Consider the following 16,310-nt stretch of genomic DNA (forward strand, 5'->3'; position numbering starts at 1 on the left):
TTCCACGGTGACTCAGCCGAGCCGAGTCTCGTATGCGTGAATGACTTCTGCGTTCTCGCGACGGAAGTCCGAGTAGTGGATACGACCAGTGCGCATGAGGTACTCGATGGCGAACTTGATCGGGTCCTGGATGGTCCTGCCCGGTATGCCCTCGTACCAGCCGATGCTGCGCAGGGCAGCTTGTTGGAAGCCGTCGGCAACGGGCTTGCGGCGGGTCTCGAAACTTCGCAGACCGTCCGCGACCTGCCAGTTGGCCTGCTCGAGGGCCTCGATGAGATACACCGCGTCACGCATGGCGAAGCGTGTCCCTGACCCGATCGACGGATGCACCGTGTGCAGTGCGTCACCGATGAGGACGAGGTTCTTGTACGTCCACCGCTCGCAGCGGACGAACTTGGCCTGGAACCACGGCGAGTGGTTGCTCATCAGCTCGTGCCCATCGAGATATCCACTGAAGATCTCTTGGCAGAGCTGGCGCGACGCATCCTCCGTCATGTCTCCGAACCCGTAAGCGTCGAAGGTCTCCTGACCCACTTCGATGGTGAAGTTGCTGATCTCCGGCGAGAAGCGCGCGGCATGGCTCATCACGGCGCCGTGCTCGGTCTGCTGCAGGATGATGGATGGGTTGAAGAACTTCGTCGTCCCGTACCACGCCAGCCAGTTCTCGGTCAGCGTCAGCGAGGACTGGAAGTGCTCGGCGAAGTGCTCGCGGGTTCGGCTGTTCACGCCATCCGCGCCGATCACCAGGTCCCATTCGGCGAGCTCCTCATCGGACACCGTCGCTTGGTCGTCGTGCTCGATCGTCACACCAGCGACTTCGGCCGCCGACTCGAGAACTTCCAGGAGGCTCCAGCGTCCGTTGCAGTGCTGCGGGTCGACCTTGACCTGCACAGTCTCACCGTTGAGCACGATGTCCATCACCTTGTGCTCCATGTTGCCCTCGAGCGCCTCGATGACATCGGGAGCCGCGGGTCGCAGCGCGTCAATGGCACTCTGGCTGAAGGCGACCCCCCACCCGTAGGTCACCCCTTTGGGGTTCTGCTCCCGGACTAGGATCGTCGAGTCCGGGAGCGCTCTGCGCGCCATGATGGCGAAGAACAGACCCGCCGGTCCGCCTCCGACGATGAGGATTCGTGTGCTCATGTCAGGTTGCTCCTGTTCCAGTTTCGAGCCGCCCTCGCCACGCGAACGCCAAGTTGACGGGCGGTCGCCAAGTCGCTCTCGAGCATGCCTTCGATGCCTTGGTCTGAATTCGACTGCGCCATCGCGCCGAGGTACGAGCCGAGGCGGTTGAGGTTCCCGTCGGACTTGTGACTTGCGTCGTTTCCGTCGAGCAGACCGAGGCCGACCCACACCATCCCGTGTTGCATGGCGAAGAGGTTCAGCTGAACCAGCGTGTTGAGCTTGTCGCCGCTATGACCGCCGGAGTTGGTAAAACCGGCCGCGAGCCGCCCCGACCATCCCTGATCGAGCCAGATCTTCGAGGTTGCTTCCATGAAGGACTTGAATGTCGCCGACGCGCTGCCGAGGTAGGTCGGCGAGCCGAAGATGAAAGCGTCGCAATGATCGAGCCCATGTGGATCACCCGCCATCTCGTCGGCGAAGTACAAGCGGGCAGTGACACCCTCCACACTCGCGGCCCCCTCTCCGACTGCCCGCGCCTGGGCCGCCGTGTGGCCGTAGCCACTGTCGTAGACGATGCCGACGTGGACGGACTGACCGGAGACCTCTCCAACGAAGTCGCTCATGACAGCACCCCTTCTGTGGTCGACCAGTCGACCGCAGTGGAGAAAACATTGTCGCCGGCACCAGTCAGCATGATCTCGGGCACGAAGCAGCGAGGGGAGAGCGCGAGCAGGAAGTCGAGCGTCGCAGCGACGTCGTCGGCGGTCATCATGACCGAGCGGACCGACTCGCCAGCCCACGAAGCGCCTGGCGTATCGACGAGTCCAGGCAGGACGGCACAGACGTGAATGCCGTCACGGCTCAGCGCGGCGTGAGATGTTTGGCTCAGGGAATTGAGCGCGGCTTTCGTGGCGGCGTAGACCGCAGCCTTCGCCGGCGACTCCCGCGATGCCAGCGAGCTGACATTGACAACGTGGCTGCGGCCATGTTCATCGGCTGCCGATCGCAGCATGCCCAGACCCTCACGGATCAGCGTAAATGCGGATTTCACGTTCAGTTCCCATTCCAGGTCGAGGTGTTTGTCCGTGACACCTTCGACCGTCGCGACCGCTCCCCGCCCCGCATTGTTGACCAGCATGTCCAGTCGCCCGGCCACCTCCCGATGCTCTGCCATGACGGCAACCGCCGCACCCGCCATGGCGAGGTTGGCCGCCACCGTGTGAATTCGTCCGTTGCCGATGCTGTCGAGCTCCGCATGCGCCTTGTCGAGCTTTTCCTGGTTGCGTCCGCAAATCGTGACGTGCCAGCCCCGACCCGCGAGGCGCGCTGCCATTGCAAGCCCGATACCGGCGGACCCGCCGGTAATCAAAGCTGCCTGTGCGTGACCCATGTACTTCTCCTCTTGCAAAGTGTTTCGACACATTAGACGAAAATTTGTCACGCGGCAAGCGCGAATGGCCCTCGCCCGCCCAACGTGGTGCATGGTCACAGGCGCACGCGACGTCGCCGCCGGCGAGGACGTGCGGTAATTCGAGAGGCGAGCCAAGGACGCTTGCTGCCCGCCCGCGTCAAACGGGCTCGCGCGAGCCGTCGGTGGCTTCCTGGACTTCGTCGCCAGTCCCGCCGAGACCTCAGGCTCCAGCCGTGCAATACCGCGCGGTTCGCCTGGCGCCTCAGGGGCGCGAGCTTGCGAACGTGTGCACGCCCTCAGACGTGACGCGGTTCGCGCCTACCGCGGATGCAGAAGTCCCTTTAGACGGAGAGACCATCAGATCAAGCACCGCGACAACGACATCAGAACCTGCATTGCGGTGTCGTATGTGGCCGCCCGACGGAAGCCGGACTCAGGAAGACATTCCGGCTTCGCGTGACCACGAGGGCTGGAAAATTTGTCAGTTTGTCAGTAGTGTCCAACTATTGACAGTGATGCAGATCACTGTCAGGCTCCCTCAACGTTGGGCGCATCCGGCGCCCTTACTGAGAGGTCCTCATGACGAAATCGACGACTCGAATCACCATGGGAGTCATGGCCGTCGTGGCTGCACTCGTCACTTGCGGAGCATGCTCGTCTGATACGTCCAGTGGCGGCGGCGGGCGCGTGGATTCAGCCGGCCTCGCGACCGCCCAGCGCTCAGTCGATGCGTCCCTCAAGGCGCCCACCAGTCTGGGCATCACCGAGGCGCTCCGCGAGTTGCCCACAGGCAAGCGCGTCTACGAGCTCGAGTTTCCCGGTCCGATCGGCAAGGGCGCCGGCGACGCCGTGGAGGCAGCATGCAAGCAGCTCGGCTGCGAGCTGACGCGCGTCCCGATGGGCGCCGACCCCGCCTCACAGGCTGCGGCCTGGGACCGGGCGGTGCGTGACAAGCCCGATGCTGTCGTCTCGGCCGGTGTCACCACATCCGTGGTCGGCAAGCAAATGCGACAGCTCATGAACGAAGGCGTGAAGGTCGCCGTCTACATCAGCGACGCGAAGTCCGGGGTTGATGTCGACGTGAACCTCGCCGGCTCCGATCGCATGGCGACCGACGGCAAGCTCCAGGCCGACTGGATCGCCACAGATTCCAAGGGCAAAGCCACCGTAGTGGCGTACGACTTTCCAGACCTGCCGTACACCAAGCCGTGGGGTTCGTCCGTCAAGAACAGGCTGAAAGAGACATGCCCCTCCTGCTCGGTCGACGTGCAGCACTACGGCCTCGCGATCGCCAAGGAGTTCCCAAGCCGTGTGGTGAGCTACCTGCAGCAGCATCCCGACATCAATTACATCGCACTTTGCTACGGGGACCAGATCGTGGGCCTTCCGGCAACGCTGAAGGCAGCCGGGCTAGCCGACAAGGTCAAGATCGTCGGACGGGCCGGGACGAGCATCAACTACCAGAACATCAAGGACGGCGGACCCCAGAAGGCCGACGTCGGGTTCCCGGTTCAACTGTACGCGTGGGGAACGGTCGACACCGTGGCACGCCTGCTGGCAGGTCAAGAGCCGCAGTCTCCCTACACGAAGCTGACGCAGCTCATCACCAAGGACACGCTCACATTCGACCCGGCAAGCACCCCGTCCTGGCCAGGCGTGGCCGACTACCAAGCGCAATTCGAGGCGTCGTGGGGCACCGATTCATGACTCTGGACACCGACGCCGCTCATCCCCTACTGGGGGTGAGCGGCGTCTCCAAGAGATTTGGTCACCAGCTCGTCTTGGCGGACGTCGATCTGGTGATCGAACGCGGGCAGATCCATGGCCTCGCCGGCCACAACGGTTCGGGGAAGTCGACGCTCGTCAAGGCGCTGTCGGGCTACTACAGCCCGGAGCCGGGGGCCCACATACGCATCGGCTCGACAGCCGGTCCATGGGAGGCCAGCCACGACATCCGGTCGGCGCACCTGCGCGTGCTGCACCAGGATCTGGGACTCTTCGAGGACCTCAGCGTCGTCGAAAACTTTGCCTTCGCTGCGGGCTTCGCCCGACGAGCCCTCGTCAGCATCGACTGGCGCGCCCAGGAGTCGGCAACGACTGCCGCGTTGCGATCCCTCGGTGTCGAGCTGGACGTACAGCAGAAAGTTCGCGCCCTGACCGCCGTCGAGAGGACGATGCTGGCGGTGGCGCGAGCAGTCTCAGGCCTGCCCGACCACGGCATCCTCATCCTCGACGAGCCGACCGCGACTCTCACGGCGCACGAGGCAGTCCCGCTGTTCGCGATGATCCGGCGGCTGACCGACCGTGGCGCAGGCGTGCTGCTCGTGACTCATCATCTCGACGAGTTCGTCGAGATGGCCGACGTGGTGACTGTCCTCAAGGAGGGCCGAGTGGAGTTGCACTCCCCCATGTCGTCCCTCACCCGAAAAGCCCTTGCCGACGCCGTGACCGGCACCCCCGCCGCTGCGCACCAGGCACCTTCCTCCCGCAGGACCTACGAAAGCTCTCAGCCCGTCCTGCAGGTGGTCGATCTTGCCGGTGGGAGGCTTCGACCGCTGTCCCTCGATATCCGCCCTGGCGAGATCGTCGGCGTCGGCGGTCTCACCGGGTCCGGGCGGGATGATGTCGCGCCGTTGGTTACGGGACAGTCCGCACCCGACGGCGGCGTCGTTCGAGTCAACGGTGTCGTGCTCGAGCGATCAAATCGGTTGGCAAGCGTCCGTGCTGGGGTCGCGTACGCGCCGGCCGACCGCAAGGCACGCGCCCTGTTCCCGAACCATACGGCCGGCGAGAACGTCACGCTTCCCATGCTGAGGCGCTTCTCGCGTCGTCTCCGAGTCAATCGCCGCGCAGAGCACAAAGCCGCATCGTCCGCGCTGGAAAGCTGCGAACTCACGCCCATGGAACCCCAGCGCCAGATCTCGACCTTCAGCGGCGGCAACCAGCAGAAGACCGTCATAGCCCGATGCCTCACCGCTGGCCCGACGGTCCTGGTCCTCGACGAGCCCACCCAAGGCGTCGACGTCGGGGCACGAGCTGCCATCTACCGGCTGATCCGGGACGCCGCGTCCCGAGGCATCGGGGTGCTCGTCGGCTCCTCGGACGACGACGAGCTCGCCGAGCTCTGCGACCGCGCGCTCGTCCTCGTCCACGGCGAGGTCTTCCTCGAGGCACACGGCGCCGCTCTCACCGCCCACCATCTCTCGCAGGCATCGCTCGGCGAGCTCTCTACATCCGGAAGGTCCTGACATGTTTCGCCTGCCAGCCGCGCTGTCGCCACGCAACGTGAGCGCGATCTACGTACTCATCGCCTTGATCATCGTGTTCGGGCTTCTGCGGCCGGACACCTTCCTCACGCGAACGACATTCAATGCCTTGCTGAGCGACCAGGCGATCACCGCTCTCATCGCCGTCGGCCTCGTCGCACCCCTGGCCACCGGAATCATCGACCTGTCGATCTCGGGAGCCATCGCCCTGAGCAGCGTCGCCAGCGCCTCCCTCGCAGCAACCCACGGGCAGTCCACTGGCCTCTCAGTGCTCGCTGCGCTCGCTATCGGCATCGTCACGGGGGTGGTGACCGGGATCCTGATCACGCGCTTCAACATCGAGTCGCTCATCGCCACACTCGGCATGGGATCGGTCCTCGTCGCTCTCGCGCAGGCCGTCAGTGATCAGCAGGACATCACCGGACTGCCCAACGGATTCATCCGTCTGGGTGAGCAGCAGTGGCTCGGTATCAGGGCCGTCGTCTGGCTCTGCCTGTTCTTAGTCGCCCTCATCTGGTACTTCCTCGAGCACACTGCCCCCGGACGACAGCTCTATGCCATCGGGGGGAATATCGACGCCGCACGGCTGAACGGCCTGCGCGTCGACGCACTGCGGATCGTGGCGACCACGATCTCCTCAACGGTCTGCGCGCTGGCAGGGGTATTGGCCACAGCCAGCATCACCGCCGGCAGCGCACAGACCGGGCCCGCCTACCTCCTCCCCGCGTTCGCCGCTGTCTTCTTGGGGTCGACCCAGTTCAAGCCCGGACAGGTCAACGCGTGGGGCACGGTGCTGGCAGTGTTCACGCTCGCCGTAGGGGTCAAAGGATTGCAGCTCATCGGAGCGCCGTTCTGGCTCTCAGAGATGTTCAACGGGGTCGCTCTGCTTGTCTCCGTCGGCATCGCGAGCCGAACCATCCGTTCCCGACGCAAGCGCTGGTCGAATGGGGCTCGGCCTAGGCGTGCGGAGGGCATATCCGAGCATGGCGAAATCCGCGGACCCCACACGCAAAAGGCCTCGCTTTGAGAGTTACAACGCTCGGTCAACCGGTGTTCAGACCAAAGAGGGGCCGACACCGAATCGACCCCGCTCAGTTCCCAGCTGACTGTCTGTCCTCTCAGAGGCGCAGAGTTCGTTCGCGATGGCAGTCACGGTCTTCGCTTCCCTCACGGCCTGCACCTGGGGCGACACGAACTCGCGGGCTCCGGGCGCGATCGCATGAGCCTCCCGAATGGAGCGACACCTCTGGATTACAGTTCCGATCAGAGGGTCGGACGTAGCGCGTTAATTCATACGAGCCCTCGATGTTCTCTCACGACGCCTCGAGCCGATTCCGCCAAGGTTCAGCTCTCCGCGCCGTCGAGTCGTGCCGTCGAGCGGATCTCCGAGCGGACCACCCGAGCCTGCCGAAGTCTCCGGACCGCCGCCTGATCGAGCCCGGTCAGCTTCACCACCTCCGCGACGCTCAGCCTCTCGTTCAGGAGCCTTTCCACCGCGTTCGCAGCCGCGAGTTCCGCGGCCTGCACCGCATGTTCGGCCTTTGCCCGGGCCTCCCACGCCATCTCGACATCGACGGTTGCCTCATCGACTCGCTGCTCCCGTGCCAGTTGGTCCGGGTCCAAGCGCCGCCGCCGCTCTTGGGCCGCCTTCAGCCGACTTTCTCGGGCGCGGCCGCGACCCGCCTGAGCTCGTGCCGCGGTACTCACTGGTGACCACCTCGTTCTGATCGGAAGTCGCGTTCGGTTCACCGCGATGGGTTCACCACTCAGAAGCAACCCCACAGACCCGCCGATCGGACACACGACGTCCGCCTTCAGGAGCCACGCTCGACGCGACCTCCGCTCCCGTGATCGACCCCTCGACAGACCCCCTCACCTGCCTCGGACCCACTGCACCGCCGGGTCTACGAGTCCCGGTTCCGTCTGGAGTCCGGATGGCGACCAGACGGCTTCGTGCTCCCGGTGATCGTGCCGACCGTGGCCGACCTGGGGTGGCAGGACGTGGCTGATCTGCGTAGGCACCCGGGGATGGCCGCGTTTCGCGAGGTCCTTCGTGACGTGGAGCAACAGGCGCTGGACGAGGCGGCGGGCGGGGACCTGGAGGCCGCGGCGCACCACGCATTCGAGCGGTACATAGTCAGCGGCGCAGTCATCGGGAAGAAGAGGGTGGGCGGCCTCGTCAAGACGCACTTGGCCGGGCTATTCATCGGCGGCATCACGGGCGCTGTGACGATCGACTGGGTGGGGCCGGTCGGTTTCGCCGGCGCGGTCGCCCTGGGCCAAGCGCCCGCCGCAGTGAACGACGTCCTGCGCCTTCGGCGCGCGAGGTCGAAGCCGTCTTGGCTCACCGCTTACCAGGTGCTGTCCTCCGCCCCGGCGATACCGAGCTAGATCGAGCCTTCCACTGCGACGACCCGCATCCGAGCGACCCGGGTGCCACCGTGGTCTAACTGGCTGTGCACCTGCCTCACAGTGGGCGGTGTGAGGCGCGTTCTGGCGCCGGCCGAACTGCGGTCTCACCAAAGGTGCAAGAGGTGTGTCGTCTCTCTGGTCTGGATCCTCGAAGGCTTGAAGAGGCTCGTGGTCTGGGTGTTCCGTGGGTCCGAAGGTGGGTTCGCGAGTGATCTGCATGGTGGTCATGAGCTGATCGGCGATCTTGCATCTCGGGCGGCGTCTCGGGGTGCGAGATTTCCGGCGATCTTGTTCGACCGATCTCTCGGGGCGAGATGGTCAGCGTCGGTACATCGCGGTCAACAGCGGTTGCCGTTCCAGGGCCTCTAGTCCCCCAGGACTGGAAACGGACTAGTGCCTGCGTCCTTGCTCCGTGGCACCGTGGATTCATGGCGGCTCGGGCTGCCAAGGCACGAACACTCGGGAGTGACGATGGAACGACTGATGACGATTGACGAAGTGGCGGAGTACCTGCGGGTCCCCGTCCTGACGGTGCGGTGGCTGCGCCAGGAGGGCCGGTTCGCACCGGCTGTGAAGGTCGGCCGGCGGCTGCTCTGGGAGGAGTCGGCGGTGAACCGCTGGGTCGAGCAGAACCGCGAGCATGCCTCCTGATGGGCATCCAGCGCTACACCACGGCGGGCGGAGGCGTCCGCTACCGCGCGAGGATCAAGTTCCACGGGCGCGAGGTCGCGACGCGGGTCTTCGAGCGTCGCCGCGACGCGGAAGCGTGGGAGCGCGAGCAGAAGCGCCGTTTGCACCTCGGCGAGTGGTTCGACCCTCGGCGGGGCCGAGTGCCGCTCGAGGCCGTTGCCGAGGAGTGGTTGTCGTCGCGCAGCGCGGTCAAGCGTCGTACTCGCGAAACCGACGAGTCGACGTGGCGGCTGCACGTCGAGCCGCGGTTCGGCGACCGGCCCGTCGCCTCGATCACCACTGCCGAGGTCGAGCAGTGGGTCGGGTCGCTGGTTGCCGCCGGCCACTCGGCGTCGAGCGTGAACCGCTACCTCGCCACCCTCCGGTCCGTGCTCAACCATGCCGTCCGGGACAGCCGGATCACGGTCAACCCGGCCTCGTTCGTGCGGCCGCCGAGCGGGGCGCACTCGCGACGCGAGGGCCAGTTCCTCAGCATGGCGCAACTGTGGGCGCTGCGGGACGCGTGTGCCGGGCCGTATGCCGACGTGGTGCCGGTGCTCGGCCTGGCCGGCCTTCGGTGGGGTGAGCTGGCCGGTCTTCAGGTCGGGGACCTGCTGGAGCTGCCGGGTGCCGGTCTCCGGCTGCAGCGCACGGTGCTGGCCAGCCGGGCCGACGGCACGCTGTTCGTCGACACGCTTAAGACCAACCGGGCCCGGTCCGTGCCACTGGTAGCCGATCTCGTGCCGATCGTGGCCGGCTGGGCTGCCGGCAAGCGGCCGGCCGACTGGCTGTTCGCGGCACCGGCCGGCGGGCCGCTGAGTGAGGCGAACTGGAAGCGGTCGGTCGGCTGGACCAAGGCGATCGAGGCCATCGGCATGCCGGGCCTCCGCGTCCACGACCTCCGGCACACAGCCGCCAGCGTCTGGCTCGGCGCCGGTGCCGACCCCAAGGTGGTGCAGCGGATCCTGGGGCACGCCTCGGCCGCCATGACCATGGACCTCTACGGACACCTCATCGACCAGAACCTCTGGGACGCGGCGAAGCGGATCGACGAGGTCAGCCAGAACGGGGGCACGACGGGGGCACGGGCCGGAAATGCGGCTTCCGCGACGACGAGCTCGACCACGGCGAAAGGGCCTCTGACCAGCGGTTTTGCCTCGGAGCCGGTGACAGGAGTCGAACCTGCGACATCCTCATTACAAGTGAGGCGCTCTACCAACTGAGCTACACCGGCGTGCAGCCACCGTCCGGGCGGATCGGTGGCGCGCGGGCAATCGTACCGGCGGCCGCCGTCGTGGCAGCCGGCACGATCCGCGACGATGGGGCGGTGGATCACCTGATGCACGAGCCGCACCACGACGGCTCGCCCCTCTACCTCGAGCAGGAGTCGGCTCCGCTCGGCAGCCACGTCGTCGTGCGGGTCCGCAGCAGCGTCCACGCACCGGTCGACACGGTCTGGGTGCGCACCGTGGAGGACGGCGAGCCGTTCTTCGCCCCGTGCTCCGCGGAGCGCACCGACGGCGAGACGGTCTGGTGGACCGGTGAGGTGCACGTGCGCAACCCGGTGCAGCGCTACCGCTTCCTCGTCGTCACCGGCGACACGTTCCGCTGGCTCAACCAGGCCGGCGTGTTCGACCGCGACGTGACCGATGCCCACGACTTCCGGATCACGACGTACGCCGGCCCGCCCGAGTGGGGTCGCGACGCGGTCGTCTACCAGATCTTCCCGGACCGGTTCGCCCGGTCGGCGGCCGCGGACGGGCGACCGCTGCCGCCGTGGGCCGTCCCGGCGGACTGGTCGGACCCGCCGATCCACGATGGACCCGACACCCCGCTCCAGCTGTACGGCGGCGACCTCGACGGCATCGCCGAGCACCTCGACCACCTCGAGAGACTGGGCGTCGACACCGTCTATCTCACGCCCGTCTTCCCGGCCGAGAGCAACCACCGCTACAACGCGAGCACCTTCGACCGCGTCGACCCGCTGCTCGGCGGGGACGGGGCCTACCGCCGGCTCGTCGACGCTGCGCACGCCCGCGGCATGCGGGTGCTCGGCGACCTGACCTCCAACCACACTGGCGACACCCACGAGTGGTTCGTCACCGCGGTCAACGACCCGGGATCGCACGAGCGCTCGTTCTACTACTTCACCGACGACGGGCACGAGGGCTGGAAGGGGCACTCGACCCTGCCGAAGCTCGACCACCTCGAGGAGGAGGTGCGTCGCCGGATGTATGCCGTGGTGCAGCGCTGGCTCGAGTTCGGCCTCGACGGCTGGCGCATCGACGTCGCCAACATGACCGGCCGGCGGGCGGACAGCGATGTCGCCCACGACGTGGCGCGGGAGATCCGCGAGACCTCCGTCGCGGTCCGGCCGGACGCCCTGGTGCTCGCCGAGCACGGCCACGACGCCACCGGCGACCTGGACGGCGACGGCTGGCACGGGACGATGAACTACTACGGCTTCTCGTTCCCGGTCTGGGAGTGGCTCCGCGACCCCGACCACCCGGTGCCCAGCTTCGGGCTGCCCGTCGGTGTCCCTCGCCGCGACGGCGTGGCGGCGGTCTCGGCGATGCGGGACTTCACCGCGAGCTTCGGCTGGCGCGCGGTCACCGCGAGCTGGAACATCCTCGGCTCCCACGACTCCCCCCGCATCCGCACGACGACCGGATCAGTGGCGCTGCACCACGTCGCCGCGGTGCTGCAGTTCACCCTTCCCGGCGTACCGATGGTGTTCGCCGGGGACGAGCTCGGTCTCGAAGGCGTCGACGGTGAGGACTCCCGGCGGACGATGCCGTGGCAGGACCGCGAGCGGTGGGACACCACCACCCTCGACCTGTACGCCGACCTGGCCCGGCTGCGACGCGAGCACGTCTCCCTGCGCCGCGGTGGCCTGCGCTGGGTGCGGATCGGGCCGGACGACCTCGCGTACCTGCGCGAGCATCCCGAGGAGACGCTGCTCGTGACGGTCGCCCGCACGGACACACCCACCCCTGAGCTGCCGGGGCTCGACGAGCGCGTCAGCCTGCTCGCTGTCGGCGACCCCGGCCTGGGCGGCCCTCGGGCGATGGTGTGGCAGGTGCCTCGGTGAGCGTCAGTGCGGCTGCCATGCGTCGTCGTCCGACGTGCGGTTGCTCACCGACCGCGGCAGCTTGCCGTCGGCCAGCTGCCGGACGGTGACCTTCTCGAGCACGTCGCGCAACGAGTGCCGGCTGGCGATCCACACGTGCTGCAGCACCGCTGCCGACTCGTTGTACTGGACCGCTTCCGGGCGCAGGCCGTAGATCGAGACCAGCGGCCCGTCGACTGCCCGGATGACGTCAGCCACGCTGACCTCCTCGGGGTTGCGGTTCATCCGCCAGCCGCCGGACTGTCCGCGCTGCGCGACGAGGATGCCCGCCCGCCGCATGTCGGCCAGGATCGCCTGGAGGAACCCGTGCGGGATGTCCTGGAGCCGGCCGATCTCCTCGGCGCTCACCGGTCCCTCGCCGCCCCGGCGGGCGATCTCGATGAGAGCTCGCAGGGCGTAGTCGGACTTGGCGGTGACGCGCATGGCTGAAGTGTCTCAGATCAGTCGGTTTAGCGCGGATTCATCGAGTGTCGGGCACATCCGAGTGGTCAGTCGAGCCGGTGTACCGGCGACGAGCTGGCTACTCAACGCGGCTCTGGGCGATCGAGTAGAGCGCGACGGAGGCCGCGACACCGGCGTTGAGCGACTCCAGCGTGGAGCTCATCGGGATCGAGACCAGCTGGTCACAGGTCTCGGCGACCAGCCGGGACAGGCCGTCGCCCTCCGAGCCGACCACCACGACGAGTGGCCCGTCGGCCAGGTCGAGGTCGGGCAGCGACACGTCTCCGTCGGCGGCCAGCCCGACCACCATGCAGCCGGCCTGCTGGTAGGCCTTCAGCTGGCGGGTGAGGTTCACCGTCTGCGCGACCGGGATCCTCGCGGCCGCCCCTGCCGAGGTCTTCCAGGCGGCGGCCGTCATGCCCGCGGCGCGCCGTTCGGGGACCAGCACGCCGTGCGCACCGAACCCGGCTGCCGATCGCACCACCGCCCCGAGGTTGCGCGGGTCGGTGACCGAGTCGAGCGCGACGATCAGCGCCTTCTCACCGCGCTCGGCGGCGAGCGCGAGCAGGTCGTCGGGATGGGCGTACTCGTACGCCGGGATGCGGGCCGCCAACCCCTGGTGGACGGCACCGGAGGTCATCCGGTCGAGCTCGGGCCGCGGCACCTCCAGGAGCGAGACACCACGGTCGGCGGCGACCGCGAAGATCTCGCGCAGCCGGCTGTCTCGCTCGGCGCCCTCGGCGACGTACACCGCGGTGATCGGCATGCCGACGCGCAGCGCCTCGACGACGGAGTTGCGGCCCGCGATCCACTCGGTGTCCCCGGTCTTCGGACGCCGCTTCGGACGCGTGGCCGCGACCTTCTCGGCCTTCGCCTTCTGCTTGTGTGCCCGGTGGTAGGGGCGATCCTTGGCCTTCGGGGTCGGCCCCTTGCCCTCGAGCCCGCGACGGACGCGTCCGCCTGAGCCAGCCGTCGGGTTGCCCTTGCCGGTCTTCTTGATGGCGCCCTTGCGGGACGAATTCCCTGGCATCAACTGCTCCCCTCGCCGAGCGTCCACCGCGGGCCGTCTGGCGTGTCCTCGACCTCGATGCCGGCCGCCTTGATCCGGTCGCGGATCGTGTCCGCGGTGGTGAAGTCCTTGGCAGCGCGGGCCTCTGAGCGCTGCTGGAGCAGCCCGGCGACCAGGACGTCGATCGCATGGGTGAGCTTCTCCTCGTCGCCCGAGGAGCCGCCCCATGCCGGGTCCGCAGGATCCAGCCCCAGGACGTCCAGCATCGCCCGCACCGATGCGGCGTTGCCGCGCAGTGCGTCGGAGGGACCGTCGATGACCAGCTTGTTGCCCTCGCGCACCACGTCGTGGATCGCGGCGACCGCGGCCGGCGTACCGAGGTCGTCCTCCATCGCCTCGACGAACTCGGTGCAGAGCATCCCGCCGGTCGGCACCTCGCCCAGCAGGGTCGCGGCGCGGGTCAGGAAGCCCTCGATCCGGCGGAACGCCGACGCCGCGTCCTGCAGCGCCTCGAAGGAGAACTCCACGTGCGACCGGTAGTGCGCCGCCACCATGTAGTAGCGCAGCTCGATGCCGCGCACCTGCTTGAGCACCTCGGGCACCACGAGGGAGTTGCCCAGCGACTTGCTCATCTTCTCGCCGGAGGTGGTGATCCAGGCGTTGTGCAGCCAGTACGACGCGAACCCGAGCCCGGCCGCACGCGACTGGGCCTGCTCGTTCTCGTGGTGCGGGAAGCGCAGGTCGACGCCGCCCCCGTGGATGTCGAACGACGAGCCGAGGTACTTGCCGGCCATCGCCGAGCACTCGATGTGCCACCCGGGGCGGCCCCTCCCCCACGGCGACGCCCAGGACGCGGTCTCCGGCTCGCCGGCCTTGTGCCCCTTCCACAGCGCGAAGTCACGGGGATCGCGCTTGCCGCGCGGGTCGGCATCCTCGGTCGCCTCCATGTCGTCGATCGACTGGTGGGTCAGCTCGCCGTAGTCCGGCCACGACCGCACGTCGAAGTACACGTCGCCGGACCCGTCGGCGGCCGGGTAGGCGTGGCCGCGCTCGATCAGGGTGCCGATCAGCTCGAGCATCTCCGGCACGTGCCCGGTCGCGGCCGGCTCGTAGGTCGGCGGCAGCACGTTGAGGTCGGCGTACGCCTTGTCGAGCTGGCGCTTCATGTCGTAGGCGAGGTTGTACCAGGGCCGGCCCTGCTCGGCCGACTTCACCAGGATCTTGTCGTCGATGTCGGTGATGTTGCGGATGAAGGTGACGTCGTGGTCGCTGGCCAGCAGCCAGCGCCGGAGCACGTCGAAGTTCACCGCCGAGCGCACGTGCCCGACGTGCGGCTCGCTCTGGACGGTGAGGCCACACACGTAGATGCCGGCCTTGCCCTCCTGCAGGGGCACGAAGTCACGCACTTCGCCGGCGGCAGTGTCGTACAGCCTCAGAGTCACCGGGCGAGTCTACTGACGAGGCGGGCCTGTGAAAATTGCACACCAGAGGTGCTGGTGGGGTTAGCGTGGGTCGGTGCGACTCCGACCTTCCCGACGCCTGCTGACCCATCCACGCGTGGTGGTGTCGGTGCTCGTGCTCGTCGGCCTGGCCGTCCCGCTCGGTGTGGCCGGCCACGGCCGCAGCGATCCGCGAGACGCCCGGGTGCGGATGGTCGCCGACCACGGCGTCAGCACGCTGACCCGGTTCACCACGGCCGCCGACTTCGCGGGCGGCACGGCGCGCGCGGCCCGGTACGCCGACGGCGCGCTGCGGGTGAACGGCAGCATCGGCGTCCGGACCGTCGCCGGCAGGAGCTACGCGATGTCCCGGTGGACCTCGTCGTGGGTCGCTCCGGGCCAGGCGTTCGCCGAGCTGGTGCCGTCGTGGTCGGCGCGCACTCCCGGCGGGTCGTGGGTCCAGGTCCTCGTGCGCGCCCGCGACAGCGTGGGCCGGGTCTCGACGTTCAAGGACCTCGGCCGCTGGTCGAGCCACGACCGCACCTTCAAGCGTCGCAGCGCGGGTGCGCAGGCCGATGCGGTCGCGGCGGTCGCGACCGACACGTTGAAGGCGCGACCCGGCGTGGCGCTGGCGGGCTTCCAGCTCCGCGTCCAGCTGATGCACCTGCCCGGTCGCCCGGGTCCGGCAGTGAGATCGCTGTCGGCGGTCGCCTCGCTGCTGACCACCTCCGTGCCGGCGACCTCATCACCGCTCTCGACGACGGCGGTGTCCCTCCCCGTGCCGGGCTACTCGCAGATGATCCACCGCGGCCAGGACCCGGAGTACGGCGGCGGCGGCGAGGCGTGGTGCTCGCCGACGTCGCTCGCGATGGTGCTCGGCTACTACGGCCGGCTCCCCGGTCCGGCGTCCTACGGCTGGGTCGACCGCCGGTACGCCGACCGCTGGGTCAACCAGGTCGCGCGGACGACCTACGACTACCGCTACGACGGCACCGGCAACTGGCCGTTCAACACCGCGGTCGCCGCCACCCGGGTGGCTGACGCCTTCGTGACCCGGCTCGCCGACCTGCAGCAGGCGGAGCGGTTCCTGCGCGCCGGCATCCCGCTCGCGGTGTCGATCCGGTTCTCGCGCGGCGAGCTCGCCGGCGCACCGATCTCCTCGACCGCCGGCCACCTGGTCGTGCTGGCCGGTCTCACCGCCTCAGGTGACCCCGTCGTGATGGACCCGGCCGCATCCGCGGACGCCACGGTCCGGCGCACCTACGACCGGGCGCAGTTCGAGCGGGCCTGGCTCGGCGGGTCCGGTGGGATGGCCTACGTGCTGCGCGACGCGGCCCACCCGCTGCCGGTGCGGCCCGTCGGCGTACGGGCGTGGTGAGCTCCTCGATCGCGTTGACGGCTGAGCCCT

14 protein-coding genes, 1 tRNA gene and 1 pseudogene are annotated in these 16,310 nt (G+C 68.1%); 8 read left to right on the forward strand and 8 right to left on the reverse strand.

All coding sequences use genetic code 11. From position 1 onward, the window contains the following. Nucleotides 1–12 precede the first annotated feature (12 nt). The 3 genes from ACVW00_RS16925 to ACVW00_RS16935 are packed head-to-tail and all read right to left on the reverse strand — an operon-like array spanning nucleotide 13 to nucleotide 2,515. Nucleotides 13–1,143 carry an FAD-dependent monooxygenase gene (locus ACVW00_RS16925; protein WP_457112067.1) on the reverse strand — a complete coding sequence of 377 codons (1,131 nt, stop codon included), beginning with the start codon at nucleotides 1,141–1,143 and terminating at the stop codon, nucleotides 13–15. Then, nucleotides 1,140–1,748, reverse strand: a complete 609-nt coding sequence (locus tag ACVW00_RS16930) for a flavodoxin family protein (protein ID WP_457112068.1) — start codon at nucleotides 1,746–1,748, stop codon at nucleotides 1,140–1,142. The genes ACVW00_RS16925 and ACVW00_RS16930 overlap by 4 nt, the downstream gene beginning before the upstream one ends. Next, nucleotides 1,745–2,515: an SDR family oxidoreductase gene (locus tag ACVW00_RS16935; RefSeq protein ID WP_457112069.1), complete on the reverse strand. Its 771-nt coding sequence runs from the start codon at nucleotides 2,513–2,515 to the stop codon at nucleotides 1,745–1,747. The genes ACVW00_RS16930 and ACVW00_RS16935 overlap by 4 nt, the downstream gene beginning before the upstream one ends. A gap of 636 nt (nucleotides 2,516–3,151) precedes the next feature. Here ACVW00_RS16935 and ACVW00_RS16940 point away from each other — a divergent pair. From ACVW00_RS16940 to ACVW00_RS16950, 3 genes are read left to right on the forward strand one after another with little or no spacing between them, the layout of a single operon-like run. Further along, nucleotides 3,152–4,243, forward strand: coding sequence for a sugar ABC transporter substrate-binding protein (locus tag ACVW00_RS16940; RefSeq protein ID WP_457112070.1), 1,092 nt, complete (start codon nucleotides 3,152–3,154; stop codon nucleotides 4,241–4,243). Nucleotides 4,244–4,278: 35 nt separating this feature from the next. After that, nucleotides 4,279–5,784 (forward strand): sugar ABC transporter ATP-binding protein, encoded by a 1,506-nt coding sequence (locus ACVW00_RS16945; RefSeq protein WP_457112071.1) that lies wholly within the window; start codon nucleotides 4,279–4,281, stop codon nucleotides 5,782–5,784. Between the two features lies 1 nt (nucleotide 5,785). Continuing rightward, nucleotides 5,786–6,829 (forward strand): ABC transporter permease, encoded by a 1,044-nt coding sequence (locus tag ACVW00_RS16950; RefSeq protein ID WP_457112072.1) that lies wholly within the window; start codon nucleotides 5,786–5,788, stop codon nucleotides 6,827–6,829. 317 nt (nucleotides 6,830–7,146) lie between these two features. On the opposite strand, the gene ACVW00_RS16955 is transcribed toward ACVW00_RS16950, so the two are convergent. Further along, nucleotides 7,147–7,425, reverse strand: a complete 279-nt coding sequence (locus tag ACVW00_RS16955) for a hypothetical protein (RefSeq protein ID WP_457112073.1) — start codon at nucleotides 7,423–7,425, stop codon at nucleotides 7,147–7,149. 339 nt (nucleotides 7,426–7,764) lie between these two features. Here ACVW00_RS16955 and ACVW00_RS16960 point away from each other — a divergent pair, with 339 nt between their 5' ends. The 3 genes and pseudogenes from ACVW00_RS16960 to ACVW00_RS16970 all read left to right on the forward strand — a co-directional run. Further along, nucleotides 7,765–8,193 (forward strand): hypothetical protein, encoded by a 429-nt coding sequence (locus ACVW00_RS16960; protein ID WP_457112074.1) that lies wholly within the window; start codon nucleotides 7,765–7,767, stop codon nucleotides 8,191–8,193. 504 nt (nucleotides 8,194–8,697) lie between these two features. Continuing rightward, a complete protein-coding gene (locus ACVW00_RS16965; protein ID WP_457112075.1) occupies nucleotides 8,698–8,865 on the forward strand; it encodes a helix-turn-helix domain-containing protein in 168 nt (55 codons plus the stop codon). Then, a pseudogene (locus tag ACVW00_RS16970) lies at nucleotides 8,865–9,887 on the forward strand (tyrosine-type recombinase/integrase); the annotation flags it as partial. The gene ACVW00_RS16965 and the pseudogene ACVW00_RS16970, both read left to right, overlap by 1 nt. A gap of 157 nt (nucleotides 9,888–10,044) precedes the next feature. On the opposite strand, the gene ACVW00_RS16975 reads toward ACVW00_RS16970, so the two are convergent. Beyond that, nucleotides 10,045–10,117: transfer RNA gene (locus ACVW00_RS16975), tRNA-Thr, on the reverse strand. 93 nt (nucleotides 10,118–10,210) lie between these two features. Between ACVW00_RS16975 and ACVW00_RS16980 the strand changes: the two genes are divergently transcribed. Then, nucleotides 10,211–11,974, forward strand: coding sequence for a glycoside hydrolase family 13 protein (locus tag ACVW00_RS16980; RefSeq protein ID WP_457112076.1), 1,764 nt, complete (start codon nucleotides 10,211–10,213; stop codon nucleotides 11,972–11,974). Nucleotides 11,975–11,977: 3 nt separating this feature from the next. Here ACVW00_RS16980 and ACVW00_RS16985 read toward each other — a convergent pair whose 3' ends face one another. From ACVW00_RS16985 to cysS, 3 genes are all read right to left on the reverse strand, one after another. Further along, the gene (locus ACVW00_RS16985) at nucleotides 11,978–12,436 is read right to left on the reverse strand and encodes an RrF2 family transcriptional regulator (RefSeq protein ID WP_457112077.1); all 459 of its coding nucleotides are present in this window, start codon (nucleotides 12,434–12,436) and stop codon (nucleotides 11,978–11,980) included. Nucleotides 12,437–12,533: 97 nt separating this feature from the next. Further along, nucleotides 12,534–13,484, reverse strand: a complete 951-nt coding sequence (rlmB, locus tag ACVW00_RS16990; RefSeq protein ID WP_457112078.1) for a 23S rRNA (guanosine(2251)-2'-O)-methyltransferase RlmB — start codon at nucleotides 13,482–13,484, stop codon at nucleotides 12,534–12,536. Further along, a complete protein-coding gene (gene cysS / locus ACVW00_RS16995) occupies nucleotides 13,484–14,905 on the reverse strand; it encodes a cysteine--tRNA ligase (RefSeq protein WP_457112079.1) in 1,422 nt (473 codons plus the stop codon). The genes rlmB and cysS overlap by 1 nt, the downstream gene beginning before the upstream one ends. A 73-nt stretch (nucleotides 14,906–14,978) precedes the next feature. On the opposite strand from cysS, the gene ACVW00_RS17000 reads away from it, so the two are divergent. Then, a complete protein-coding gene (locus ACVW00_RS17000) occupies nucleotides 14,979–16,280 on the forward strand; it encodes a peptidase C39 family protein (RefSeq protein ID WP_457112080.1) in 1,302 nt (433 codons plus the stop codon). Nucleotides 16,281–16,310 lie beyond the last annotated feature (30 nt).

This window comes from Marmoricola sp. URHA0025 HA25, from assembly GCF_054059435.1.